The organism is Duganella caerulea (genome assembly GCF_040362985.1).
Lineage (GTDB): Bacteria > Pseudomonadota > Gammaproteobacteria > Burkholderiales > Burkholderiaceae_D > Rugamonas > Rugamonas vulcania.
Genome location: NZ_BPWJ01000015.1, coordinates 20,257 through 46,531, shown reverse-complemented (window position 1 = coordinate 46,531; position 26,275 = coordinate 20,257). Strand labels below are relative to the sequence as shown.

Below are 26,275 nucleotides of genomic sequence, written 5' to 3'. Positions count from 1 at the left end.
TCTATTAATAATTTTCATACAAAAAGGAATGAACATGAAAACCATTAAACAACTCACCGTCGTAGCCCGGCCGCTGGCCGCCGCTATGGCGCTGGCGGGACTGGCCGCTTTCGGCCTCTCCGGTTGCGATGACGCAACCGGCAAGACAGCTGAAGCACCGGCGGCAGCCGGCGGTCCTCCGATTTCGGCCGCGGTGGTCGTCGAGAAAACCATCACCGAGACCCAGGAGTTCTCGGGCCGCCTGGAAGCGATCGAGCAAGTGCAGATCCGTCCGCGCGTGGGTGGCTTCATCACCGCCATCAACTTCAAGCCGGGCAGCGAGGTGAAGAAGGGCGAAGTCCTGTTCGTCATCGACCCACGTCCGTTCCAGGCTGAAGCCAACCGCGCCGAAGCCGCGGCCGGCTCGGCCCGCGCCAAGGCCGAACTGGCCAAGGTGGAACTGGTCCGCGCCGAGAAGCTGCTGGCCGACAAAGCCATCGCCCAACGCGAATACGACGCCACGGCATCGAACCTGAAACAGCTGGACGCCGACGCCCGCGCCGCGCAAGCGCTGTACGAAGCGGCCAAGCTGAACCTGAGCTACACCCAGGTGACGTCGCCGATCAACGGCCGCGTGTCGAAGGCTGAAATCACGCTGGGTAACCTGGTCGACGCCTCGGCGATCCTGACTTCGGTGGTCTCGCTGGAGCACATCTACGCTTCCTTCGACGGCGACGAAGACACCTATCTGCGCGTTGGCGCCGCCGCCCACCAGGGCAAGCCGGCCACCGTCAAGATCGGCCTGGCCAACGAAACCGGCTTCCCGCACGAGGGCAAGCTGGAATTCGTCGACAACCAGCTCGATCCACGCAGCGGTTCGGTGCGCATGCGCGCCACCTTCAGCAACGCCGACGGCGCGCTGGTTCCCGGCCTGTTCGCCCGCGTGCAGCTGACCGGCTCCACCGGCGCCAAGACGGCATTGATGATCAACGACCGCGCCATCAGCACGGACCAGAACCGCAAGTACGTGTTCGTGGTCGACAAGGACAACAAGGCCGAGTACCGCCCTGTGGTCCTCGGGCCTGCGATCGACGGCCTGCGCGTGGTGCGCGAGGGCTTGAAACCAGGCGAGAAGATCGTCGTCAACGGCCTGCAGCGGGTACGTCCCGGCGCGCCGATCACGCCGACCGTGGTCGCCATGGATGTCGATCCGCTGGCCGCCAACGTGCCGAAAACCGAAGTTAAAAAAGATGAAAAAGTAGCGGCTGTCGAAGCGAAGACCGCCACTTCCAAGGAATAATAAATATGAACATCTCTCGATTTTTCGTCGACAAGCCGATTTTTGCGGCTGTACTGTCGATCATCATCTTCGTCGCCGGCTTGATATCGATCTTCAAGCTGCCGATCTCGGAGTATCCGGACGTGGTGCCGCCATCGGTGGTGGTGCGTGCGCAGTATCCGGGTGCGAATCCGAAGATCATCGCCGAAACCGTGGCCGCGCCGCTTGAGGAACAGATCAACGGCGTCGAGAACATGCTGTACATGTCCTCGCAAAACACCTCGGACGGCGCGCTGGCGCTGACCGTCACCTTCAAGATCGGCACCAACGTCGAGCAGGCCGAAACGCAGGTGCAGAACCGCGTCCAGCGTGCGCTTCCGCGCCTGCCGGAAGAGGTGCGCCAGATCGGTGTGACCACCGTGAAGTCGTCGCCCAACCTGACCATGGTGGTCCACCTGCAATCGCCGAACGGCCGTTACAACGACCTGTATCTGCGTAACTATGCGGTGCTGAACATCAAGGACCAACTGGCCCGCCTGCCCGGCATGGGCGAGGTGCAGCTGTTCGGTTCCGGCGATTACGCGATGCGTATCTGGCTGGACCCGCAGAAGGTGGCGCAGCGTGGCCTGACCGCCAGCGACGTCGTCGCCGCGATCCGCGAGCAGAACGTGCAAGTGGCCGCAGGTGTGATCGGCCAGGGCCCGACCAAGGGTGCTGACTTCCAGCTGACCGTGAACACGCAAGGCCGCCTGCAAAGCGAAGAAGAATTCGGCAACATCATCCTGAAGACCAACGGCGACGGCGCGGTAACGCTGCTCAAGGACGTGGCCCGCATGGAGATGGGTTCGAACTCCTACGCACTGCGCTCGCTGCTGAACAACAATTCGGCTGTGGCGATCCCTATTTTCGAAGCACCGAACGCCAACGCGCTGCAGCTGTCGGCCGACGTGCGTGCGACGATGGCCCGCCTGTCGAAAGATTTCCCGGAAGGCGTCACTTACAGCGTTGTATATGACCCGACCCAATTCGTGCGCGAATCGATCCGCGCCGTGATCCACACCCTGGTCGAAGCGATCATTCTGGTGGCACTGGTGGTGATCGTGTTCCTGCAAACCTGGCGCGCATCGGTGATCCCGCTGCTGGCCGTTCCCGTGTCGGTGGTGGGTACCTTCGCCGTCATGCTGGGCTTTGGCTTCTCGATCAACACCTTGTCGCTGTTCGGCCTTGTGCTGGCCATCGGTATCGTGGTCGATGATGCGATCGTGGTGGTGGAGAACGTCGAGCGTAACATCCAGAACGGACTGTCGCCGCATGACGCGACCATCCAGGCGATGAAAGAGGTGAGTGGTCCGATTATCGCTATCGCCCTGGTGCTGTGTGCCGTGTTCGTGCCGATCGCTTTCGTATCGGGCCTGTCCGGCCAGTTCTACAAGCAGTTCGCGCTGACCATCGCCATCTCGACCGTGATCTCTGCATTCAGCTCGCTGACGCTGGCTCCTGCATTGTCGGCCGTGCTCCTGCGTCCACACGACGCACCGAAAGATGCGCTGACCCGCGTGATGGACAAGATCTTCGGCCGCTTCTTCGGCTGGTTCAACCGCGTCTTCGGCCGCGCATCGCACAACTATGAAACCGGCGTGACCGGTGTCCTGAAACGCAAAGGCGGTTCGCTGGTGGTGTACGCCGTGCTGGCTGTCGCAGCGGGCTTCATGTTCAAGATCGTGCCGCCGGGCTTCGTTCCAGCACAGGACAAGCAGTACCTGATCGGCTTCGCCCAACTGCCGGACGCCGCCTCGCTGGACCGTACCGACGCCGTGATCCGCAAGATGTCGGACATCGCCAAGGATATCCCTGGCGTGGCTGATTCGGTGGCTTTCCCTGGCCTGTCGATCAACGGCTTCACCAACGCGCCCAACGCCGGTATCGTGTTCACCCCACTGAAACCGTTCGAAGAGCGCACCAAGAAGAGCGAATCGGCTGAAGCCATCGCCGCTGAAATCAACAAGCGCATGGGCGCCATCGAAGGTGCGTTCGTGATGGTGCTGCCACCGCCGCCAGTCAATGGCCTCGGTACCACCGGTGGTTTCAAGGTGATGATCGAAGACCGCGACAACCTGGGTTACGACGCGCTGTACAAGGCGATCCAGGCGGTGCAGATGAAGGCATGGCAGAACCCGAAACTGGCCGGCGTCTTCTCGAGCTACCAGATCAACGTGCCGCAGCTGTTCGCCGACATCGACCGCTCCAAGGCCAAGCAACTGGGCGTGCCGCTGCAGACGATCTACCAGACCTTGCAGATCAATCTGGGTTCGCTGTATGTGAACGACTTCAATCAGTTCGGCCGTACCTACCAGGTGCGCGTCCAGGCTGACCAGCAGTTCCGTTCGCACGCTGAAGACATCGCCCAGCTCAAGGTCCGCAACGACAAGGGCGAGATGATTCCGTTGTCGTCGCTGATGCGTGTGAAGGACAGCTATGGCCCGGACCGCGTACAGCGCTACAACGCCTACGTCGCTGCCGAGATCAATGGCGGCGCCGCTCCTGGCATCTCGTCGGGCGAAGCGCAGGCCGAGATGACCAAGATCCTCAACGAGGTTCTGCCGAAAGGTATCGGCTACGAATGGACGGAACTGGTGTACCAGGACATCCTGTCCGGTAACACGATGATGTATGTGTTCCCGCTGTGCGTGCTGCTGGTGTTCCTGGTGCTGGCCGCTCAATACGAGAGCTGGACCCTGCCGCTGGCGGTGATCCTGATCGTGCCGATGTCGATCTTCTGCGCGCTGGTTGGTGTGAAGCTGACCCACGGAGATAACAACGTCTTTACGCAGATTGCCTTGTTCGTGCTGGTCGGATTGGCCTCGAAGAACGCGATTCTGATCGTGGAGTTTGCACGCGAATTGGAACACCACGGCCGTACCATCGTCGAAGCCGCGCTGGAAGCTTGCCGTCTGCGTCTGCGTCCGATTCTGATGACGTCGATCGCATTCATCATGGGCGTGCTGCCGCTGGTGTTCTCGCACGGTGCGGGTTCGGAAATGCGTCATGCGATGGGTGTGGCGGTGTTTGCCGGCATGCTGGGCGTGACCTTCTTCGGCCTGTTCCTGACGCCGGTGTTCTACGTCCTGCTGCGCAAGCTGGCGGTACGCCTGGAGAAGAAAAAACCTGCCGTGGCCGGCGACGTCGCTGCGGTAAAACTGGAAGGGACCCATTAATATGAACAAGCTGCATATGATCGCTAAAGGTGTGGCGCCTGTATTGGCAGCCTTGCTGATGACCGCATGCGCCGCGCCGGAATTCAAGCAGCCCGCGATGGACGTGCCGGTCGCGTTCAAGGAATCGCAGGTTCCGGCGGCCGTCAAGGTCGCCGCCGACGGCAGCACCTGGAAACAGGCGCAAGCCGCCGAAGCGCAGCCGCGCGGCGAGTGGTGGCTGGCCTTCAACGATCCAGCCCTCAATGAGCTGATCGCGGAAGCCACCCGCGCCAACGCCAACCTGGCAGTGGCAGCGGCCCGCGTCAAGCAGGCCCGCGCCATCGCCGGCATCGCCGAAGCGGACCGCATTCCGCAGGTCGGCGTCAACGTCGGCGCGCAGCGTCAGCGGCAGTCCGACTTGGCGCTTGGCCTGCCGGCCGGTACGCCGGTCGCTCCGGGCAACGCGTTCACCGCCAACCTGACGGCCAGCTACGAGGTCGATCTGTTCGGCCGCGTATCGTCGAACGTCAGCGCCGCCCGCAACGACGCCGCTTCCGTGGAAGCGACCTATCGTTCGGTGCTGCTGTCGGTGCAGGCCGATGTGGCGCAGACTTACTTCCGTCTGCGCGCCACCGACGCCGAGCTGGAAACGCTGAACCGCACGGTGCAGACCCGCGAGGAAAACGTCAAGGTTAACCAGCGTCGCTTCGACCTGGGTGACATCGGCGAGTTCGACCTCTCGCGTGCCAAGACCGAACTGGCGACGTCGCGTGCCGAGGCCATCGGCCTGCAACGCCAGCGCGTAACGACCGAGCATGCGCTGGCTGTCCTGCTGGGCAAACCGGCGGCCAGCTACACGGCCGGCGCCAGCCCGCTGCTCGACACCTCGCTGCTGCCGGTGATACCGGCGGGCCTGCCGTCGTCGCTGCTGGAGCGCCGTCCCGACATCGCTTCCGCACAGCGCGCGATGGAAGCATCCAACGCCCGCATCGGCGTCGCCAAGTCGGCGATGTTCCCGGCGCTGGTATTGAACGCCAACGCCGGTGGCGCCTCGGGCAACACCGTGGCCGAGGTGTTCAAGTGGAGCAGCCGTTCGTGGGTGCTGGGCGCGCTGATGTCGATGCCGTTGATCGACGGTGGCCGCAACAAGGCCAATATCACGCGCAGCCAAGCCGCGCTTGAGGAATCGGTTGGAACGTATCGCCAGAGCGTGCTGGTGGCTTTCGCGGAAGTGGAAGACAACCTGGCCGGCCTGCGCATCCTGGCTGGCCAGACCGCGCAGATCGAAGACGCGGTGGTGTCGGCGCGCCGTTCGGCCGACCTGGCGCAGAAGCTGTACACGGCTGGCCGTTCGAGCTACCTCGATCTGCTGGACGCGCAGCGCAACCTGGCATCGGTGGAGCGCAGCGCGGTGCAGTTGCGCGGCAATCGCGCGGTGACCACCGTGGCGCTGATTCGTGCGCTGGGCGGCGGCTGGGATGGCGCCAACGCGCCGGAGAAAGTCGCACAGCGATAAGCTGAGCAGCCAACGAAAAACCCCGCCAGCACTGAACGCGTTCAGGCTGGCGGGGTTTTTTTTTATGTCCGCGGTGGGCTGGGGGCCACCGCGAATGACATGATTACTTCGTTACGACCGGTGCCGGTGCGGCGGCTGCTGCTTCGGCTTTCTCGGCCTTGGCGTGAGCCTTGGCTTTGGTCTTGTGAGCCTTGGCGTGAGCGTCGGCCTTTTCGGCTTTCTCATCGGCCTTGGCGACGGCTACGTCTTTCTTGGCATCGGCTTCGACCTTGGCGGTTTTCGCTTCGGCTTTCACGGCGGTCTTGGTTTCCTTGGCGGTGGCTTTGGCATCGGTCTTGGCTTCCTTGGCTTCCGCTTTCACGGCGGCGGGAGCTGCAGGAGCGGTTGGCGTGGTTGCTGGGGTCTGTGCAAAAGCTGCGGTAGCGAACAGGCCGGCGATCAGGGTAGCGATAAGTTTGTTCATGATGAAATCCTCATTCAGGTTGATGTAGAGCCGGGACAATTCCCGTGTCACTGAGCGAAAAACGCCGCCCGGAGCGCCATCGTTGACGGGCTTTACATTCGCTTACAAGCCCTCCGGATTACTTACATCTCAACCACGCCGACACCCCGTTCGATTAAAAGCGGAATATTATTTTTTTGCTATTTATCTGTATAATTTCTCCAGCTTTTGAACTTTGTCGTGCGGAAACCCTGTCCGGCACCTATGCCAGGTTCTCGAAACCAAATTTCCTCTCGTGAGAAATCATGAATCTCCATGAATTGCTGGGTGTCGTCGGCAGTCTGTCGGACGCCTTCCGCCCGATTCGCTTGCGCTTGCCGTCCAAGCAAGCAGAGCTAGGCGAGGCCTTGCTCGTCATGCGCGTAACCGGTACGGAAACTTTGTGCGGTGGGCTGGAATACCGCCTTTTTTGCGTGTCGACGCGGGCCGGCTTACCCATCGAGGAATTCATCGCCCTGCCTATCGAAGTGCAATTCGTTACCGATCAAGGGGCGCTGCGCGCAGTCTGCGGCTTCGTCGACAGCGCCGCCGCTGGCCCCTGCGATGGCGGATTCTCGACTTACCAGCTGGTTGTGCGCGACGCGCTGACCATCATGGAGAAGCGCACCAGCACGCGCGTTTTCCTGGGCCTGAACGAAGTCGAAATAACCAACATCATGATTAGTGAGTGGCGCCAGAGTAATGCGGTGCTGGCGAGTGCCTTCAACGTTGAATCGTTTTCGCTGAGCGGCAGCTATCCGGCGCGCAAATTCACCATGCAGTCCAATGAATCGGACGCCGCGTTCCTGCGGCGCTTGTGGAAGCGGCGTGGCATTGCGTGGTTTGTGCGGCCAGGCCAGCCACCGGGGGATGAGGGTACGGATAGCGACACGCCGCAGCATACTTTGGTGCTCTTCGATGACGCCAGTACCCTGGCCGAAAATGCGGCCGGAAGCGTGCGCTATCATCGCTCCGGTGGCACCGAAGCGCGCGATTGCATCACCGGATGGAGCGCCGTACAGACGCTCAAGCCGGGCGTTGTAACGCGGCAGAGCTGGGACTATAAGCAGGCCCGCATGATGAATTCGGATATCGCCAGCGCCATTGACCAGGGGAGCTCGGGCCAGCAGTTCGCCGCCAGCCTGGACGATTACATGGTCGATGCGCCGCATGCCGGCGACGACGATGACGACTACTACGCACTGGGCAAGCTGCGCATGCAGCGCCATGAGTATCAGGCCCAGTGCTTTTACGGCGAGGGCGATGTCCGCGACCTGTGCGTGGGCCAATGGAATAGCGTGACCGGCCATCCTGACATCGATAAGCTTCCCGCGTCGGAGCACGACTTTGTTATCACCGAGTTGCACGTTGATGCGGAAAATAATCTGCCTGCGGATCTTGACGAAAAGGTCCGGCGCCTGTTTGCGGCGAGCCGCTGGGACGATGCCATCGGCATCGGCGCACGGCTAGCACGGCCCGCGTCCGAAACTGGCACGCGCTATACCAATCGTTTCACCTGCGTGCGGCGCGGCACGCCGATAGTGCCTGCGTTTGACCCGCGCGTCGATCTGCCGCCCATGCACCCGATGACCGCCATTGTGGTGTGCGGGCCCGGACTGGAAACCCAAACCAACAACCTCGGTTGCGTCAAAATTCGATTCCCCGGCTGCCGGGTCGATGACCATACGCATGCGGATGGCGCGGGTGCCTCGGGCAGCGACCGCGATTCCGCCTGGGTACGCGTGGCCACGCCCTGGGCCAGCGTCAACTATGGGATGAGCGTCTCGCACCGGGCAGGTGACGAGGTCGTGGTCCAGTTCCTGGGCGGCGATCCAGACCGGCCGGTCGTTACCGGAGCGGTCCATGGGGCTGAAACGCCGCCGACGTCATTCAGCCATACCGGAACCTTACCTGGCAATCTCTACGTCACAGGCATCAAGAGCAAGGAAATAACCGGCTTGCGCTATAACCAGCTGCGGCTGGATGACAGCCCCGGCCAGATCAGCGCGCAACTGGCGAGCGAGCACGGGCATAGCGAGCTCAATCTGGGCTATCTGACCCACCCGAGGAACGACGGCCGGGCCAGTGCGCGAGGCGAGGGTGCCGATCTGCGCACTGACAATGCGGTGTCGGTGCGCGGGGCCCAAGGCGTGTTGATTTCGGCCGACGCGCGTCAGGGTGCAAAGGACAATCAGTTGGACCGTGACGAGATGATCGGTCTGAATGATGTGCTGCAAAGCATACATAAAACGCTTTCCGAGCTGGCCGGAACGCATTTCGCCGGGAATGCCGATGGCGCCCCGCTGGCTCAGCTGATCGAGCATATCCGGCAGTGGGAAAAGGGCAGCAATACGGAAGGTAGCAAGCCCGACCCTGCTGGCCGCAAACCCATCGTCGCCGTCAGCGCGCCGGCCGGTCTTGCGCTTTCGAGCCAGGACAACGTGGCGCTTTGTGCGCAAACCAATATCGATGTTCTCAGCGCGGGCAATACGCAATTGACGGCGGGCGGCAAAATATTGGTGCGATCGGAAGATGAAATCGGCCTGTTCGCTCATAAAAACGGCATGCAGATAACCGCCGCCAGCGGCAAGGTGGACGTGCAGGCACACGACGGCGACATCGCGCTTGGCGCGGCCAAGGAATTGCATGTCTATTCGCTCAAGTCGATTCTCATCGAAGCGCCGGAAGTGGTGATACGGTCCGAAGGGGTGCAATGGGTCTTCGGCAAAGGCCAGGTCGTGGCGTCATCGAGCGGGGCATTGAAGGTCGAGGCATCCGATTTTAAATTTGTCGCTGGCGGTGGTGGCAATCCGGTGCTGCCGGATATGCCGCACTCCACATTGCAGACCGACGAACGCATGGCGTTCTCCGGGCGCGGCGGGCAGGCGCGCGAGAAGATTCCGTACGAGGCGCGGGACGCCGGAGGTGCTGTTCTCGATGCGGGAGATTCCGGCGCCGATGGCGCGACCAAAGCGGTCGTGACCGACAACGTGATCAAGGCGCTGCGCGTGCATATCAAAACCTGATGCGAGGATAACTGATACATGGCCCTTCATAAGCAAGCCACGCGGCGCGTGCCGCTCGGCTTCACCGATAAAGGCGACCCGGTTTTTGACACGGTGTGCAGCCCGACGAGATTCGCCGTGCGCGCGCACGGTGTCATACCGCCCCGGCACGTGATACCGATAATTTTCGTTCCGGGGATTATGGGGACCAACCTGCGCATGACGAAGGAGGCTGATCCCAAGCAGCCATCCGCATGGGGGCCGCCGAATGGCCTCGCTGCGGGACTAGGTGAGGTGAGGCGCAGACGTCATCAAACGCCGAAGCAAAGGCAGTTACAGATGACGGCTTCACGAACTGAAGTTGATCCCGGTGGAAAGGTTCAGGTGCCCAATAATAATTTTAATCTGACCGACAAGGAAGCTAAACGCCGGGGCTGGGGGGAACTACATTTCGAAAGCTACGGTGGCGTATTGGCCGAACTGGAACGCTCGCTCAACGATCAGTATGAGCAGCCCGGTAAAGAGGGCAGCAAGAAGATGGCGGTATGGACGGTCGCGCAAACGCTGAAGAAGGACGCTCCATTTGTCCGGTGCGAGGGGGACGGCTCGCCATGTCCGCCTAACGAACCGATTGACGTGCGCAAAGTCTGGAACGCGGTCAAAGGAAGTATCGAGGCTCTGACCGACGATGAGTTCGCCAGACTGGATGATTTCTACTATCCGGTATGGGCATGCGGCTACAATTGGCTCGATAGTAACGAGCAGGCCGCCGACCGTCTTCTCAAGAAAATCGATGAAGTGCTTGCTTGGTACAAACAGACTAGCTATTTCATTCCTCAAGACAAAGTCATCATCGTTACGCATTCGATGGGCGGCATTGTCGCGAGGCGGGCCTCGCAGAAGGACGCAAGCAAAATACTTGGCGTAGTCCATGGGGTGCAGCCGGTTGGTGGTGCACCGGTGGTCTATCGGCGTTTTCGGGCCGGGACGGAAGTGGGGGGCTTCTTCAATTTCACAGGCGCGGCCGTCGCCACAATTGTAGGTTGGGATGCCGCCGACATTACTTGTGTGATGGCCAATTCTTGTGGTGCGTTGGAACTACTACCAACCAAGCAATATCCGCCTGGTTGGCTCACGGTATCCCAAGAGTCCAATGGCCAGCAAGTCGAACTCACTCCTGCGTTGCCACTGGCCGACCCTTACGACGAAATCTATTCCAAGAAAGTTCAAGATGTATGGTGGGGAATGATCGATGAAACGCTAATTGATCCGGCAGAACTGGTGAAAGCTAGTGGGAGCGAAATGACGCCATTTAAAGTGTATAAGGAAAATCTTAAACGTTCTATGAAATTTCACGATACGCTTGCGTTGTATTGTCATTCCAATACCTACGCTCATTATGGTTCCGACCATAAAGAGGTGGCGTTTGGTCGTGTGCATTGGAATACCAGTGATCGTTTATCAGACGAAATGCGCGCGTCGCTGATGACTCTTTCGGCCAAATCATGGAGCTTGGGAGGCCGGACAGAACTTGCCGCAGGTGACAAGAGTATTCGACTTGAACTGGTCAATAAACCGCGCCCTAAGAGCGACGAGAATGCCGATGCGGGCGACGGCACCGTTCCTAATCCGTCCGGAGCGGTCATCGCAAAGGCGGATGGCGCCACGCATGTTTTTCGCATGAAGGGCTTCGATCATCAAGGCAGCTACAGCAATCGCGACGTTCTGGACAATGTCCTTTTCTGTCTTAGCAAAATAATTCAGATGGCAACCCCTGCCAAGGATTTGCCGCAGAAAAAAGAAGGAGAAAATTCAGAATGTTCCGACTCAACCAGCGATTCCTCAACATCGTCTTTGCCGTCGTCGCCGGCGGTTGCACAATAACTGCCCAAGCCATGGAGCCTGCAATGAATAGCGTGACGACATTGTGTTTCGGTCGTTTCCTGATCGATGTGCCAGCAGGTGCGCATATCAGGGAGCTAGGCCAACAAGCCACCATTATGTATGGTGAGATCCGTTCAGAGTCACTAAGTGGCGGAGTTGAAGCCTTCACTAAAAAGATGGCGGCGCGCGAACTGGATGCGCGAAAGGGAAAAAATCCCAAAGATTACCAATTTGTAGAGGTGAAAAAGACAGCTGTCCCCAATACGAGAATCTTCATTTCTAGCGATGATGTATTTGGGGAAAAGCTATTCCGACTTGAAATGTATCATTGGGATAGCGGGATTCTATATTCCTTGGCGCAAGGACCTTATGAAGAGGAAAAAATTGGGAGAATAGTTCAGGGACTGGAGACGAGCCTTATTGCACATCTTCGACCGCGTGCGCAAGGCGAAATCCCGTCGGAGCCAGGCTTTTGCTTCAAGGATGGCTTTGTTGCTAACGATGGCGTCGAAGAGCACTTTGAAGAGGCTAGAATGCAGATTAATTTCAAGGAATGGCCTGACGTATGGGTTTCTGTTTATAGCCAGACGGTGCCAAAGGCGGGGGATTTATCGTTGTTGCAGCGACTTGCTCAACACCCCGATTCGTCACTGGAAAAGGCGAATATTAAGACCTTTCGTCAGAGGAAGCGCGAGGTTAATGGGTTTAAAGGCGAGGAAGTGCTCGATTTGCTTCCGACAGAAGAAGGAATTAAGCAGCATTTGTTTACGTGGGAAGCAGTTGGGGCGGTAAAAAATATTTTTGCACCTTTACTTTCGGTTGAATTCGAAACTGCCACGTTGCCGCCAAATGGACCTCGTCCTCGTCCTTCGCTGACCGATGATCAAGCGATTAAGCTGTACGATACCATCGTTAATTCCATTCGTCTTCGCCCGACGAAGGCAGTTCCTAGGACTAGCGCGGTTGAACCGCCCAAAACGCCGTTGGGAGAACTCGCCGCCACGGGTCATGTTTGTCCTGAAACTGGTTGGTGGCAATGCAGCGAACCCGGCAACATAGTTGGAGGGCGGCGTCAGCATTTCAAGGCTGGTGAGCAGTTACCCAGTGCCATCATAAGAGGGGAGCCGACCGTGTGGCAGAAATTTAAAGGTGAACGACCGACGTACAGCATGGCGACGGTATGGCAATTGACAGGATACGATCAAGGAGAGCCGAATGATCCAACAGTAGCGGCGTTGCCCAATACGGACGTCGATGTTGTCAACGATGGCAAGCCGTCAGTCGGCAGTTAATTTCATGCACCGCGACCGATGCTCGCACGGTAATTCCAGCCAAGGATTTACAGCAGAAAACAAGGAAAGAAACCGGAATGATAAGACTCGATCAGCGATTCGTCAGTTGCTGTATCGCTGCCATCACCAGCGTTGGCACGATCACGGCCCAAGCCGAAGAATCTGTGATGAGTAAATCGAAGACGTTATGTTTCGGTCGTTTCCTGATCGATTTGCCCGAAGGCGTGCATATTAAGGAACTAGGCCAACAAGCTACCATCATGTATGGCGAAATTCGTTCGGAGTCGCTTAGTGGTGGAGTTGAAGCATTCACTAAGAAGATGGCAGCGCGCGAACTGGATGCGCGAAAGGGAAAGAATCCAAACAATTATCAATTTTTTGACGTGAAGAACACCGCTGTCCTAAACACGAGAATCTTTATTTCCAGCGATAACGTATTTGGCAGAAAACTCTTCCGTGTAGAGATGTATCACTGGGACGATGGAATTTTGTTTTCGTTTGCACAGGGCCCCTATAACGACCGGACGATTAATGAAATGGTTCAAGGACTGGAAACGGACCTTATTGCGCATCTTCGGCCGCGTGCGCAGGACGAAGTCCCAACGGAGCCAGGTTTTTGCTTCAAGGACGGCTTTGTTGCTAACGATGGCGTCGAAGAACATTTTGAAGAGGCCAGAATAAAGTTCAACTTGAAGGAGTGGCCCGACGTATGGGTTTCCGTTTTTAGTCAGACGGTACCCCAGGCTGGCGACAACTCTCTGTTGCAACGGTTGGACAAACATCCAGATTCTCCGTTGGAGAAGGCCATGGTAAAGACACTGCGCCGCGGCAAACATGAGGTTCGCGGATTCAAGGGCGAGGAAATTCTTGAGGTGATCCCAACTGAGGACGGTATCAAGCAGCAGTCCTTTACGTGGGAGGCCGTTGGTGCGATAAAAAGTATATTCACGCCACGCCTCCGTGTTGATTTTGAAACCGCCAGGCCTTTAGACGGAAAGCCGCGCCGTTCGAGTTTGACTGACGAACAGGCCATGAAGCTGTACGACTCCATCGTCAATTCCATCCGTCTTCGCCCCACAATGCCCAAATGAACGAACGACGCGCTGCGTGGCGACTCTTCCGAGGAGCATATTTATGCCCAATGTCATACGCTTAGGCGATCCCACGTCCCATGGGGGAACTGTCGTCAACGTGACGGCTACGTGGTTCACCGTTGAGGGTACCGCGGTGGCCCGTGTTGGCGATCAATGCAGCTGTCCTGTTCATGGCGTCGGCGCGATCGTAGAAGGCGATCCGCACCATACCGTCGACGGCATCGCTGTCGCATACGCCGGTCACCTGACCAGTTGCGGCGCTCAGCTGCAATCGACAGTCGGCAATTTCTCCAGTGGGTGATAGCGCGTTGACGTTGAATTGAGGTACGCCACCGCACGGAATCGGCTGCGGTGCGGGGGTAGGCTGGCGGTATGGGAAATCAGCTCAATCTCTACAAGTCCAAGCGCAATTTCGCGATCACGCCCGAACCGGCCGAAGGAGGCGAGGAGGGGGGGGAGGCGCGCGCCTTCGTCATTCAAAAACACTGGGCCAGCCGGCTGCACTACGATTTCCGGCTGGAGCTCGATGGCGTGATGGTCAGTTGGGCCGTACCTAAAGGCCCCAGCTACGATACGCACGACAAGCGCATGGCCGTGCATGTCGAGGATCATCCGATTTCGTACAACGATTTCGAAGGCACCATACCGCCTAAGCAGTACGGCGCGGGCAAGGTGATTATCTGGGATCGCGGCGTGTGGACGCCCTTGAGTGATCCGCGCAAGGCGCTGGCGGAGGGGAACCTGAAGTTCGAGCTGTCGGGCCACAAGATGCACGGCCGTTGGGCCTTGGTGCGCATGAAAGGCAAGGGCGAGAAGCAGGAGCCCTGGCTGCTGATCAAGGAGAAGGACGACTACGCGCGGCCCGCGGCCGAGTTTAGCGTGGTGGATGAAATGCCGGATTCCGTCAAAGCGCTGCCGGCGGCCGGTAAAAGCCAGCCCGGGCACGGCGCGGCGCATGCAGTCCCCGCGCCGAAAGCCGCGTTGTCGGAGGCGCCCGCCGCCGGCCTGCCGGAGACGCTGTCGCCGCAACTGGCGACGCTGGTCGATGGCCCGCCATCGTCGCCCGATGACTGGATGTTTGAAATCAAATTCGACGGCTATCGCCTGCTCACGCGCGTCGACGGCAAGGACATACGCCTGATCACGCGCAACGGCAACGACTGGACGCACCGCTTGCAAGCGCTGCACGCGGCCATCGCCAAAATGAAGCTGCCCAACGGCTGGTACGACGGCGAGATCGTCGTCCACGATGAAAACGGCCGTCCGGACTTCGGCCTGCTGCAAAACGCCTTCGATGAAAACAACCCGGCCGATATCGTCTACTTCGTGTTCGACATCCCATTCCACGATGGTCGCGACCTGCGCCACACGCCGCTGGAGCAGCGCCGCGCGATCCTGCAAGCGCTGCTCGACAAAAAGCCGTCGGACACCGTCCGCCTCAGCGCCGCGCTGGGCGCAGGACCGCAGGAGATGATCGCCGCCGCTTGCAGCATGGGCCTCGAAGGCATCATCGGCAAGCGGCGCGACAGCATCTACACGGCGCGCCGCAGCGGCAGCTGGATCAAGCTCAAATGCGGCCAGCGCCAGGAATTCGTCATCGGCGGCTACACCGATCCGCAAGGCTCGCGCAGCGGTTTCGGCTCGCTGCTGCTGGGGACTTACGACAAGGACGGCAAGCTGCACTACGCCGGCAACGTCGGCAGCGGCTTCAACGCCGGTACGCTGCAGGACATCAGAGCTAAAATGGACAAGCTGGCGACCGATAAAAGTCCGTTCGCCCCCAGCCGCGAGATCGAGAAGAAGGCCCACTGGCTCAAGCCCACGTTGGTGGCGGAGGTCAGCTTCGGCGAGTGGACGCATTCGGGCTCCATCCGCCACGCCGTCTTCAAAGGCCTGCGCAAGGACAAAAAAGCCGACGCCATCGTGCGCGAAGTGCCGGCCCACCTGAAGGAGGAAACAGACATGCAGCCAGCAAGCACAGTGCAGGGCAAGCTGCCCGCCTCACTCAAGGTCACCAATCCCGATCGCGTGATCGATAAGGAAAGCGGCGCCACCAAGATCACGCTGGTGCGCTACTACGCGCTGGTGGGCGCATTGATACTGCCGCATCTGAAGGGGCGTCCCGTTTCGCTGGTGCGCGCGCCGGCCGGCGTCGGCGGCGAACTGTTTTTCCAGAAGCATTCCGAGACCAACAAGCTGCCCGGCGTTAAACAGCTCGACCCCGCGCTGGATCCGGATCACCCGCCAATGCTGGAAGTCTCGAGCGAACAAGGCCTGCTGTCGGCGGCGCAGTGGAACGTTGTGGAGCTGCACACGCAAAACGCCAACGCCTCCAGCTACGAAAAGCCCAACCGCATAGTGTTCGACCTCGATCCCGGCAAAGGCGTCAGCTGGACGCAGATTCAGGAGGCGGCCCAGTTGATGCACGCCTTCCTCGATCAACTTGGCCTGCCGTCCTTCCTGAAAACCAGCGGCGGCAAGGGCTTGCATGTGGTGGTGCCGGTCAAGCCGGGCTACGGTTGGGACGACGTCAAGGACTTCTCGCAAGCCATCGTCGCCCACATGGCGGAGCATCTGCCCGAGCGCTTCGTATTGAAGAGCGGGCCGCGCAACCGGGTTGGCAAGATCTTCATCGACTATCTGCGCAACGGGCGGGGCGCCACCACGGTCGCCGCATGGTCGGCGCGCAGCCGTCCGGGCCTGGGCATTTCGGTGCCGCTGGCGTGGGATGAGCTGGACGGGCTGCACGGCGCCGACCAATGGACGGTCGCCAACGTGCACACGCGGCTCGATGTGGGCAACACGCCCTGGGACGATTACGCGAAGTCCGCCAAGGGGCTGGCGGCTGCGATGCGCGCCATGGGGTTCAAGCCTGGCAAGGCCTGATTCTGTCATGACTTTAATTAAATTATTGTTTAATATTGACAACAGTTGTTGTTGATGTTTTAATGACGAATCGACATATATTTCGGGATCTTCCAGATGAAAAAACTGCCAATGTTGTTAGCCGGTTTGAGCCTGTTCAGTTCGGCCCAAGCGAGCGTCTACCAATTTGATTTCACTGCAAAGATCCAGGAGATGGTCGAGTTTTCGCCAATGACGTTCGACGGCGGCCCAGTCACTTCCAGCAGTCTGTCGGGCAGCAAGGTTTCGGTCGGGGATATCATCAGCGGCCACTTCAGCTATGACACCGAGACCGCCTTGTTCAGCAATAAGGGCGTCAGCGTCATGTATTCGGCGCCTGCGGCCATGAACTCGCTGGGCGCCAACATCGGCGGCAGCAACATCGCCTTGAGCGACACCAACTACAGCAGCACCAATGTGCAAGTCGCCAATAACGCCGCCGCGCTGGGCGGAGCGGACAGCTTCGGCATCGCCAACGTTTCGGCCAATGCCTACGCGTCGGAGATGATGGCGTTGAGCTTTTTCGATAAGTCCGGCCAGGCCCTGAACGCCACGACCATGCCGGGACAATTGGACTTCGCCAGTTTTAGCCGGTCGACTTTCTACTACACGTATTCCTCCAATGCGACCCACGCGATGATGGGCGCGAACGGCGCGCTGACGTCGGTGACGTTCACGGAGGTGCCGGCGCCGGTTCCCGAGCCGGAAACCTACGCCATGCTGCTGGCCGGCCTGGCTGCAATCGGCTGGAAAGGGCGCCGCCGCCGCTAAGCGGCCGCCTTAGTGCGCCGGCGCTTCGGGGCCGGCCGCTTGCCCAGGCTGTCCTGCAGCAGCGCCACCAGGTCCACCACGTTCGACGATTTGGCCGCCTTGCTTTCCGGCTCGGCGGCGGTGATGGTCTTGGTCTGGCCGGCCTTCACCTTCTTCTTCACCAGCGCCAGCACGTCATCCTTGTAGGTGTCGTGGTACTGCTCCGGCTTCCACGGCTCGCTCATGCCTTCCACCAGCGACAGCGCCATTTGCAGCTCCTTGTCGCTGATGCCGGCCGCCTTCAGCGTCGCGGGCGGCAGCTTCAATTCCTCCGCGCTGCGGATCTCGTTCGCATAGCGCAGCGTGTTCAGCACGATCTTGTCTTCATCGCAGACCAGCGCGCACAGGTGCTGCTTGGTGCGGATCACCACCGTGGCGATGCCGATCTTGCCGGCTTTGCGCAGCGTCTCGCGCAGCAGCGCGTACACCTTGGCGCCGCCGCGCGATGGCGCAAGGTAGTAGGGCTGTTCGAAGTAGGTCAGCGGCACGTCGGCCGCATCGACGAAGGCCAGGATGTCGATGGTCTGCGTGGCCTCGACGTTGGCGCGCTTCAGGTCTTCGTCGGACAGCACCACGTACTCGTTGTCCTGGTACTCGTAACCCTTGACGATATCGTCCCAGGTCACGTCCTTGCCGGTGTTCTTGTTATAGCGCTTGTAGCCGACCGGCGAAAAGTCGCGCCGGTCGAGCATCGTCAGATCCAGCTCGTGCTCCTGCACGGCCGAATACATCTCGACCGGAATGTGCACCAGGCCGAAGCTGATCGCGCCTTTCCACAACGCCCGCGCGGCCATGGCTTACTCCCCGACGCTGCCGGTGACGGGCAGCACAATCCCGGTGATGTAGCTGGAGCAGCAGGGCGCCGCCAGGAACACATAGGCCGGCGACAGCTCCTGCGGTTGCGCGGGCCGCTGCATGTCGGTGCTGGCGCCGAACTGCGCCACCTTGTCGGGCGGCGCGTCGGCCGGATTGAGCGGCGTCCACACCGGGCCTGGCGCGATGGCGTTGACCCGTATGCCATGCTCCAGCAGGTTGGACGCCAGCGACATCGTGAACGCATGGATCGCGCCCTTGGTGGTCGAATAATCCAGCAGGTGCTTGGAGCCCTTCAAGCCGGTGACCGAGCCGGTATTGATGATGGCCGCGCCGCGCTTCAGGTAGGGCAGCACGGCCTTGGCCATGTGGAAGTAGCCATAGACGTTGGTCTTCATGGTCAGGTCGAAGCGTTCCTCGGTCAGGTCGGTGAGCGATTGCGCGTGCTCCTGGAAGGCGGCGTTGTTGACCAGGATGTCCAGCCGGCCGAAGCGCTCGTGCACCTGCTCGGCGGCGTCGCGGCAGAACGCCGGGTCGCGCACATCGCCGGGCAGCAGCAGGCAGCTCTGGCCTTCGGCTTCGACGTAGCGCTTGGTGTCGTTGGCGTCCTCGTTCTCCTCGTTGAGGTAGACGATGGCCACGTCCGCGCCCTCGCGCGCGTACAGCACGGCCACCGCGCGGCCGATGCCGGAATCGCCACCGGTGACGATGGCCACCATGCCATCGAGCTTGCCGCTGCCGCAGTAGGCCGGCGCCAGGAACTCCGGCTTCAGCTGCATGTCCGCCTCCAGTCCCGGCTTTTCCAGGTGCTGGGCCGGCAGCGGCGTGCCGGGGTAGTCGTGCTGCGTGGTCTGCACCGGGCCCTGGCGCTCGCCGAGCTGGCTGGAGCGCGGCTCCTGCTTGCTGCGTGCGTCGGATTGGTCCTGGCGCTGCTGGATGTCGCGCTGCATGCTGCCGGCGCCGGAATCCGGTTGGTTTTTCATGTTTGCCATGGTATTTTCCTCCGAACGGACAGTATTTACGCCGTCGCGCGCCGGGACGGTGCGCTCGTTCACACATGCGGCATATCGGCCACGCAAAAGAAGTTTCTTAAGGAAATTATCTGGTCCGTATTGCAAAAAATATTGCTTTTTATGAACTTTATGGCACACTAATGCCGGAGATATATTTTTAACATTAAAAGAGTGCCTGGGAGTAACACAATGTCGGACCGGACCAATAGCGTAGGCGTATTCTTTAACCCCACCGGCGAGCGACGCTCGGAATTTCAGGCCTGCTGCGGAGAGCTGTTCGCCCAGCTGACCATGACGGAGCATGTCGAAGCCGCCGCCGCGGCGCTGGGCAAGCGCCACGTGGATTTGCTGGTGCTGGACTTGAACGGCTATGAGCAACTGAGCGAGCTGGCGGGCATCGGTACCCTGATACGGGGCCGCGCGGGCGCGCCGGTGCTGGTGCTGTGTTCGTACGAGCACAGCGCCTGGCTGCCGGAGCTGATGACCTACGGCCAGTTCGACTACCGCATCTGCCCGGTCCTGAGCGACGAGTTGCAACAGGCCGTGCAACAGGCGCTGGCGGTGCCGGCCGATGCCGCCGCCGCCCTGCAGCAAGCCCTGCTGGACAAGGAAAAGGAGCTGCGCGACCTGTTGGGCGTGCAGCGCAGCCTGCAGCGCGCGCTGAGCGGCATCGACACCGTCGAATCGATGTCGGCGCAGATTTGCCTGGCGCTGTGCAATTTCCCTGGCGTGCGCCATACCGCCGTGCTGCACATGAAGGAGCGGGGCGACCTGCAACTGGTGGCGCAGGAATCGCGCAACCACCTGGACCTGGCGCGCCTGCTGCAACGGCGCGACCGCCTGCTGCAATCGCCGCTTCGTGAAGTGTTCCCGCCGCTGCTGGCGGTGGCGCGCGGCGAGATGGTGCTGTTGGACGCGCCGGAAAAAGCCGGCGACCCCGAACTGGCGATGCTGCTGCACGACCGCAGCGTGCGCATGGTGCTGGCGCTGCCGCTGCGCACCGAGCCGGGCAGCCCTGAGCTGGGCGCCATCTGCCTGATGTTCGACCGCCACATCACCTTCTCGCGCGAGCAGTTCGCGTGCTTCGCCAGCCTGGCGCAGTTCGTCAGCTTCGGCCTGGGCATGAGCGAGTTGAAGCACCGGAACGAAGAGCTGACCGGCCAGATTTCGCTGATCAGCACCACCGACAGCGTCACCGGCGCCGCCAACCGCCGTGCCGGCGAGGACATGCTGGACAACGAGATCCGCCGCGCCCGCCGTTACGGGCTGCCGCTGGCGGCGCTGTCGTTCGACGTCGCCAGCTTCCAGTCCGAAAACGATTTATACGGTTCCCCGGTCGGCGACCCGACGCTGCGTGCGGTGGCCGATATCGTCAAGGGCCGGCTGCGCACCTCGGACCTGCTGGCCCGCATGCGCGGCGACGAGTTCCTGGTGATCGCCACCCACACCACGGCGGCCGACGCCGTGCGCCTGGCGGAAAAGCTGCGCGCGGCGATCGCCGAGGCGGACCTGCCGCGCACCACCGAGGTGGTGGTGAGCCTGGCCGTGGCCCAGGTGGGCGCGGACGAGGGCAGCGCCACGGTCCTCGACCGGCTCGACGCCACGCTGCACCGCGCCAAGCGCGTGGGCCGCAACTGCATCGAGCTGGCCGCGTAGGACCTGATTCCCGGCCCGGTTCCTGGCCAGGCGCCCGGCCGGGAGCCCGGCTTGGCTTTTGGCTTGGCGTTACCGCTGCGGCTCGCCGAACCAGCGCGCCGCGGCAGCCGCCAGTTCCACCTCGTCGGGATTGCTCTCGCCCGCCCACGCCACGCATCCGTCCGGGCGCACCAGCACCGCGCCCAAGCCCAGCGTATCCTTGGCATCGCTGGCGACATACTCGATACGATCGACCCAGCGGCCGGCCCAAGCCTGCCATGGCTTGCGCGCATCGAAGTCCAGCAGCAGGCCGCGTCCCGAGCGTAGCCGCTCGCCTAGCGTCGACCCATCGGCCAGCTCGAAATCGGGAGCGCTGCGGCCTGCCAGCGGATGGCCGCCGCCCACATCGTAACGAAGCGCGACACCCCAAACCCTGCCGGCGAAATAGGTCGCGCCGTCGCGTGTGCCGATCAGGTCCCGGACGATGGCTTCGAGCGCGCGCGTCTGCGGGCTGGGTCGCATCAGCGCGACCTGGGCGCGCGACCAATCGAGCACCTGTGCGCCGACCGGATGCCGTTCGCTGGAATAGCTGTCCAGCAGACCGGCCGGCGCGGTGCCGCGCATGGTGGCGGCCAGCTTCCATCCCAGGTTCATCGCGTCGCCCAGTCCGAGGTTGAGTCCCTGTCCGCCCAGCGGCGAGTGGATATGCGCGGCATCGCCGGCCAGCAGCACCCGTCCGTCGCGGTAGTTGGCCGCCTGGAAGGCGCGGTCGGTCCAGGTGGTCGCCAGGTTGAGAGACGTCAGCGTGACGTCGGTGCAGGACACGCGGCGCAGCACCGCCTGCACCAGCTCCAGCGTGAGCGGCTGCGTGCGATGCAACGCGCCGCCGTCGAATTCGACCATCGCTATCGTGCCGGGCCGGGACTGGAAATACATGCCGGTCGGCGTGTAGTGGCGGCCAATGCGCAGCTTTTCAGGATCGGCCAGTTCCACCTGGACCGAATAGCCGGTGAACTCCGGTTCGGTGCCGGTGAACGTGAAGCGGCCGGCTTTGCGCACCGTGCTGCGGCCTCCGTCGCAGGCGACGAGCCAGCGCGCGCGGATCGTTTGGCCGCCGGCCCGTATCGACACTTCGTCGCCGGACTGCTTGAAGCCTTCGACTTCGACTCCGCGCCGGATCTCCGCGCCCATCATGGCTGCGCGCGCGGCCAGCGTGGTTTCGATGTGCTCCATGTCGGCCGCCGCGTTGGCGTCGGCGGGATTGGGCAGGCGGTACGGCCATTGCGACGTGTCGATGTTGGCATGGTCGAGCGGGATGCCGGCGAAGTGGCCGGGCTGGTGGCGCAGCTGCGGCGAAGCGGGCGGCGCGATGTCGTTCAGCAGGCCACGCCGGTAAAACGCTTCGACCGACGGCACGGACAAACCGCGCATGCCGAATGGCAGCCGCTTGAGGGGAGAGTGCGGGTCTTCGGCCCGCTCCAGCACCAGCACCTGGATGCCGGCGAGGCGCAACTCGCAAGCCAGAAACAGACCGACCGGCCCGGCGCCGGCAATGACGACGTCATAAATCATGGGAACTCCTTCAGCGCACGCGCGCCGAAAATGTACAGCAAAAAAATGGAATACGCAGACACAAAGCAGCATGCCGCCCTTGCGGCGGCATTGTGTCCAGCGGGTAGGCTCAGGGAAGCGAGCGATGGGGGGAGGGCAACCTCAATTGGTAACTGTGCTTATTGCACCTCCGTGATGGTGGATAAAAAAACGCGCGGTGTCAAGCCGTCGGCGTGAACTTCTCCAAGACCGTCGCCACGCCCTGGCCGCCGCCGATGCACTGTGCGGCCAGCGCGTAACGGCCGCCGGTGCGCGCCAGCAGCGCCGCCGCCTTGCCGGTGATGCGCGCGCCGGTGGCGCCCAGTGGATGGCCGATGGCCATGCCGCCGCCGTCGATGTTCAGCACCTCTGGCCGGATCCCCAGCTCGCGCACGCAGGCCAGCGCCTGCGAGGCGAAGGCCTCGTTGATCTCCGCCACATCGATGTCGCTCGCCTGCAGGCCGGCCAGCTTCAGCGCCTTCTGCGTAGCCGGAATCGGGCCGATGCCCATCAGCGCCGGATCGCAGCCCACCGTCGCCATCGCGACGATGCGCGCGCTGGGTTGCAGGCCGTGCTTGAGGGCGAAGGCCTCGCTGGTGACCAGCACCGCCGAGGCGCCGTCGGTCAGCGGCGACGAGGTGCCGGCTGTGACCACGCCGTGCTCCGGATCGAACACCGGCTTCAGGCCGGCGAGCGCTTCGACAGTGGTGCCGGGGCGGATGCAGCCATCTTCGGCGACCACTTCGCCGGTGGCGGTTGCGATGGGGACGATTTCATCGGTCAACAAGCCGGCGGCGCGGGCACTGGCCGCCTTTTGATGCGACTGGAACGCCAGCAGTTCCTGGTCGGCGCGCGACACCTCGTATTTGCGGGCGACGTTTTCGGCGGTGTCGCCCATGCTGATGTAGGCATCCGTCTGCGCCAGCAGTCGCGGGTTGGGCGAGAAGTTGTAGCCGCCCTGCGGCACCATCGTCATCGATTCGACGCCGACGCACAGATAAGCCTCGCCCAGTCCCGCCTCGATCTGCGCGGCGGCGATGTGGATGGCCGACATCGACGAGCCGCAGAAGCGGTTGATGGTCATGCCCGGCACCTCATGCGGAAAGCCGGCCAGCAGCGAGACGATGCGCGCCAGGTTGTTGCCCTGCGCGGATTCCGGGTAGGCGCAGCCGAGGATCACATCGTCCAGCAGCTTCGGATCCAGCCCGGTGCGCCGCATCAGGCCCTGCACCACCTGGGCGCCCAGATCGTCGGGACGGACTTCGGCCAGCTTGCCCTTGCGGGCGAAGTGGAAGGGCGAACGGGCATAGGCACTGATGACAGCTTTCATGGCGGCACTCCTTTAAATGATGGTCGTAATGATTGATATATTACGCTCATCATGTATGATGTCAATGGACGTAAGAGGGAGGTGCATATGAAAGTCAGCAGGGAACAAGTTGCGCTCAACCGCGAGCGCATCGTGGAAACGGCCGCGCGCCTGTTCCGCGAAAAAGGGTATGACGGCATCGGCGTGGCCGACCTGATGAAGAACGCCGGGCTGACGCACGGCGGCTTCTATGGCCATTTCGCCTCCAAGGAAGACTTGCTGGCCGAGGCCACCGCGCATGCGCTCAAGCGTTCCGTCGAGCGCTGGCGCGGCTATGTGGAGCAGGACGCGGACACCGCCCTGGACAAGATCGGCGCCGGCTACCTGTCGACCAAGCATCGCGACGGTCCCGCCAACGGCTGTTCCGTGACCTCGCTGGGCGCCGACATCGGGCGCCTCGGCCCCAAGGCGCGCCACGCGCTGACCGAGGGTGCCAGCGCGCAGATGGCCGTTCTCGAACAACTGATGCCGGGCGCCGACGATGCCGACAAGCGCCGCCAAGCCCTGGCGACCTACGCCGCGATGGTCGGGGCGATCGTGCTGTCGCGTGCCGTGGACGACGAGGCCCTGTCGCTTGAGATCCTCCAAGCGGTGCAAACGTCGCTGCCGCCACGTTGACGGCGGGTCCTCTTATGCGTTTTTCAGATTAGCTTATAAAAAAAACGCATGAGCGTCTGGGCCGCAGGGAGCTGATCGCGTAGACTGGCGATATTTTCCAGCTCCACGGACCGACCATGCTGCATTGGCTGAAGCACTACCGGCGCCCGCTGCTGGTCGGCGATCTCTCCGCCGGCCTGGTGGTGGCGATGATGATGATCCCCCAAGCCACCGCCTACGCGCTGGTGGCCGGCCTGCCGCCGGTGGCGGGGCTGTATGCCAGCATCCTGCCGCCCATCGCCTACGCGCTGTTCGGCAGCAGCATGACGCAGTCGGTGGGGCCGATGGCCATCATCGCGCTGATGACGTCCACCGCGATCGCACCCCTGGCCCCGGCCGGCTCCGCGTTGTCCGGCGTGCTGGCCGCGCAGTTGGCGCTGATCTCCGGCGCGGCCCTGCTGCTGTGCGGCCTGCTGCGCATGGGCTTCCTGGCCAACTTCTTTTCCCGTCCGGTGATGAGCGGCTTTACGGTCGGCTCGGCGCTGGTCATCGCGTTCAACCAGCTGCATACCCTGCTTGGCGCCGAGCCACCGCACCTGCACATGCCCAGCGCCGCGCTGGGTGTCGGCGCTTTAATTTTGCTGGTGCTGTCCCGGCTTTACCTGGCCGGCCTGCTCAAGCGCTGCGGCCTGAAGCCGGCCGGCGCCGAAGTCGCCGCCAAGCTGATGCCGATGATGGTGGTGGTGGCTGGCATCGCGCTGATGGCCACCACCAGCCTGGGCGAGCAGGGCGTGCGCACCGCCGGCGCCATCCCCGGCGGCCTGCCGCATCTGAACCTGGCCACCTCGGCCCCGCATTGGAAGCCGCTGCTGCAACCGGGACTGCTGATCGGCTTTATCATTTTCCTGACGTCGATGTCGTCGGCGCAGTCGCTGGCGCTCAAGCGCAACGAGAAGCTGGTCAGCAACCATGAGCTGATCGGCCTCGGCGCGGCCAACGTGGCCAGCGCCTTGAGCGGCGGCTTCCCCGTCACCGGCGGCCTGTCGCGCTCCGCCGTCAACTACGCGGCCGGCGCGCACACGCCGCTGTCGAGCATCGTCACCGCCGCGCTGCTGGCCGCCGCGCTGGTCGCGCCCACCGGCTGGCTGGCGCTGCTGCCGCTGCCGGTGCTGGCCGCGACCATCATCGTCGCCGTGCTCGGCATGCTGGAGTTGGACATCGTGCGCACCGCCTGGCAGTACGACCGCAGCGACGTGCTGGCGTGGGCCGCCACCTGCCTGGGCGTGCTGGTACTGGGCGTGGAGGCGGGCGTGGTGGTCGGCGTGGCACTGTCGATGGGCACCCTGATCTGGCGCGCCAGCCGGCCGCACATCGCGGTGCTGGGCCGCATCGCCGGCACCGAGCATTTCCGCAACGTCGAGCGCTATCCGGTCGAAACCCGGCCGGAAACGCTGGTGCTGCGCATCGACGCCAATCTATTCTTCGGCAATATGGAGGCGGTGGCCGGGCGCATCGAATGCGAGCTGGCCACCCACGCCAGCGCGCGCCACCTGGTGCTGGTGATGTCGCCGGTGAGCTCGATCGACACCACGGCGCTGTACGAACTGGCCGAGCTGAACCAGCGCCTGAAGCGGCGCGGCATCGGCCTGCATCTGGCCGAAGTGAAGGGGCCGGTGCTGGACCGGCTGCGCGGCACGGCGCTGCTGCGCGAGCTGAACGGGCAGCTGTTCCTGAGCACGGCCATCGCCTGCGACCATTTGCAAACCGTCAAGGATGTTGCATGATTGTGTAAAAACTTGCTGTTTCTGTAATTTAATCCT

The 26,275-nt window shown here is 62.0% G+C and carries 18 protein-coding genes; 13 read left to right on the top strand and 5 right to left on the bottom strand.

Annotated features, from left to right (window positions below; genetic code table 11):
- Nucleotides 1-34 precede the first annotated feature (34 nt).
- From ACUJB0_RS29345 to ACUJB0_RS29335, 3 genes are read left to right on the top strand one after another with little or no spacing between them, the layout of a single operon-like run.
- Entirely contained in the window at nt 35-1,279 is a 1,245-nt protein-coding gene (locus ACUJB0_RS29345; protein ID WP_444848342.1) for an efflux RND transporter periplasmic adaptor subunit, read from the top strand.
- Nucleotides 1,280-1,284: 5 nt separating this feature from the next.
- Entirely contained in the window at nt 1,285-4,473 is a 3,189-nt protein-coding gene (locus ACUJB0_RS29340) for an efflux RND transporter permease subunit (protein ID WP_444848341.1), read from the top strand.
- Nucleotide 4,474: 1 nt separating this feature from the next.
- Nucleotides 4,475-5,968 carry an efflux transporter outer membrane subunit gene (locus ACUJB0_RS29335; protein WP_444848340.1) on the top strand — a complete coding sequence of 498 codons (1,494 nt, stop codon included), beginning with the start codon at nt 4,475-4,477 and terminating at the stop codon, nt 5,966-5,968.
- A 103-nt stretch (nt 5,969-6,071) separates the two neighbouring features.
- On the opposite strand, the gene ACUJB0_RS29330 is transcribed toward ACUJB0_RS29335, so the two are convergent.
- Nucleotides 6,072-6,431, bottom strand: a complete 360-nt coding sequence (locus tag ACUJB0_RS29330) for a hypothetical protein (RefSeq protein ID WP_161092048.1) — start codon at nt 6,429-6,431, stop codon at nt 6,072-6,074.
- 284 nt (nt 6,432-6,715) lie between these two features.
- Between ACUJB0_RS29330 and ACUJB0_RS29325 the strand changes: the two genes are divergently transcribed.
- The 7 genes from ACUJB0_RS29325 (at nt 6,716) to ACUJB0_RS29295 (ending at nt 17,399) form a co-directional block, all read left to right on the top strand.
- Nucleotides 6,716-9,475, top strand: a complete 2,760-nt coding sequence (locus ACUJB0_RS29325; protein WP_444848339.1) for a type VI secretion system Vgr family protein — start codon at nt 6,716-6,718, stop codon at nt 9,473-9,475.
- Between the two features lie 18 nt (nt 9,476-9,493).
- Nucleotides 9,494-11,338: an esterase/lipase family protein gene (locus ACUJB0_RS29320; RefSeq protein WP_444848338.1), complete on the top strand. Its 1,845-nt coding sequence runs from the start codon at nt 9,494-9,496 to the stop codon at nt 11,336-11,338.
- Nucleotides 11,272-12,630 carry a T6SS immunity protein Tli4 family protein gene (locus ACUJB0_RS29315; protein ID WP_444848337.1) on the top strand — a complete coding sequence of 453 codons (1,359 nt, stop codon included), beginning with the start codon at nt 11,272-11,274 and terminating at the stop codon, nt 12,628-12,630. Before ACUJB0_RS29320 ends, ACUJB0_RS29315 begins: the two co-directional genes overlap by 67 nt.
- Nucleotides 12,631-12,707: 77 nt before the next feature.
- Nucleotides 12,708-13,721, top strand: coding sequence for a T6SS immunity protein Tli4 family protein (locus tag ACUJB0_RS29310; protein ID WP_444848336.1), 1,014 nt, complete (start codon nt 12,708-12,710; stop codon nt 13,719-13,721).
- Nucleotides 13,722-13,764: 43 nt separating this feature from the next.
- Nucleotides 13,765-14,025, top strand: coding sequence for a PAAR domain-containing protein (locus tag ACUJB0_RS29305; protein WP_444848335.1), 261 nt, complete (start codon nt 13,765-13,767; stop codon nt 14,023-14,025).
- Nucleotides 14,026-14,096: 71 nt separating this feature from the next.
- Nucleotides 14,097-16,610 carry a DNA ligase D gene (ligD, locus tag ACUJB0_RS29300; protein WP_444848334.1) on the top strand — a complete coding sequence of 838 codons (2,514 nt, stop codon included), beginning with the start codon at nt 14,097-14,099 and terminating at the stop codon, nt 16,608-16,610.
- A 96-nt stretch (nt 16,611-16,706) separates the two neighbouring features.
- A complete protein-coding gene (locus ACUJB0_RS29295; RefSeq protein ID WP_444848333.1) occupies nt 16,707-17,399 on the top strand; it encodes a PEP-CTERM sorting domain-containing protein in 693 nt (230 codons plus the stop codon).
- Here ACUJB0_RS29295 and ku read toward each other — a convergent pair.
- On the bottom strand, nt 17,396-18,232 hold the full coding sequence (ku, locus tag ACUJB0_RS29290) for a non-homologous end joining protein Ku (RefSeq protein WP_444848332.1): 837 nt from the start codon (nt 18,230-18,232) through the stop codon (nt 17,396-17,398). The genes ACUJB0_RS29295 and ku overlap by 4 nt on opposite strands.
- Before the next feature lie 3 nt (nt 18,233-18,235).
- Nucleotides 18,236-19,243, bottom strand: coding sequence for an SDR family oxidoreductase (locus ACUJB0_RS29285; protein WP_444848331.1), 1,008 nt, complete (start codon nt 19,241-19,243; stop codon nt 18,236-18,238).
- 312 nt (nt 19,244-19,555) lie between these two features.
- Between ACUJB0_RS29285 and ACUJB0_RS29280 the strand changes: the two genes are divergently transcribed.
- On the top strand, nt 19,556-20,920 hold the full coding sequence (locus ACUJB0_RS29280) for a diguanylate cyclase (protein WP_444848330.1): 1,365 nt from the start codon (nt 19,556-19,558) through the stop codon (nt 20,918-20,920).
- 69 nt (nt 20,921-20,989) lie between these two features.
- Here the strand turns inward: ACUJB0_RS29280 and ACUJB0_RS29275 are convergent, their stop codons facing one another.
- Together ACUJB0_RS29275 and ACUJB0_RS29270 are read right to left on the bottom strand one after the other, a co-directional pair.
- Nucleotides 20,990-22,471, bottom strand: a complete 1,482-nt coding sequence (locus tag ACUJB0_RS29275) for an FAD-dependent monooxygenase (RefSeq protein ID WP_444848329.1) — start codon at nt 22,469-22,471, stop codon at nt 20,990-20,992.
- A 199-nt stretch (nt 22,472-22,670) separates the two neighbouring features.
- A complete protein-coding gene (locus ACUJB0_RS29270; protein ID WP_444848328.1) occupies nt 22,671-23,819 on the bottom strand; it encodes a thiolase family protein in 1,149 nt (382 codons plus the stop codon).
- 87 nt (nt 23,820-23,906) lie between these two features.
- Here ACUJB0_RS29270 and ACUJB0_RS29265 point away from each other — a divergent pair, with 87 nt between their 5' ends.
- Complete coding sequence (locus tag ACUJB0_RS29265; RefSeq protein ID WP_444848327.1) at nt 23,907-24,476, top strand: TetR/AcrR family transcriptional regulator; 570 nt, start codon at nt 23,907-23,909, stop codon at nt 24,474-24,476.
- 116 nt (nt 24,477-24,592) lie between these two features.
- Nucleotides 24,593-26,239 carry a SulP family inorganic anion transporter gene (locus tag ACUJB0_RS29260; protein ID WP_444848326.1) on the top strand — a complete coding sequence of 549 codons (1,647 nt, stop codon included), beginning with the start codon at nt 24,593-24,595 and terminating at the stop codon, nt 26,237-26,239.
- Nucleotides 26,240-26,275 lie beyond the last annotated feature (36 nt).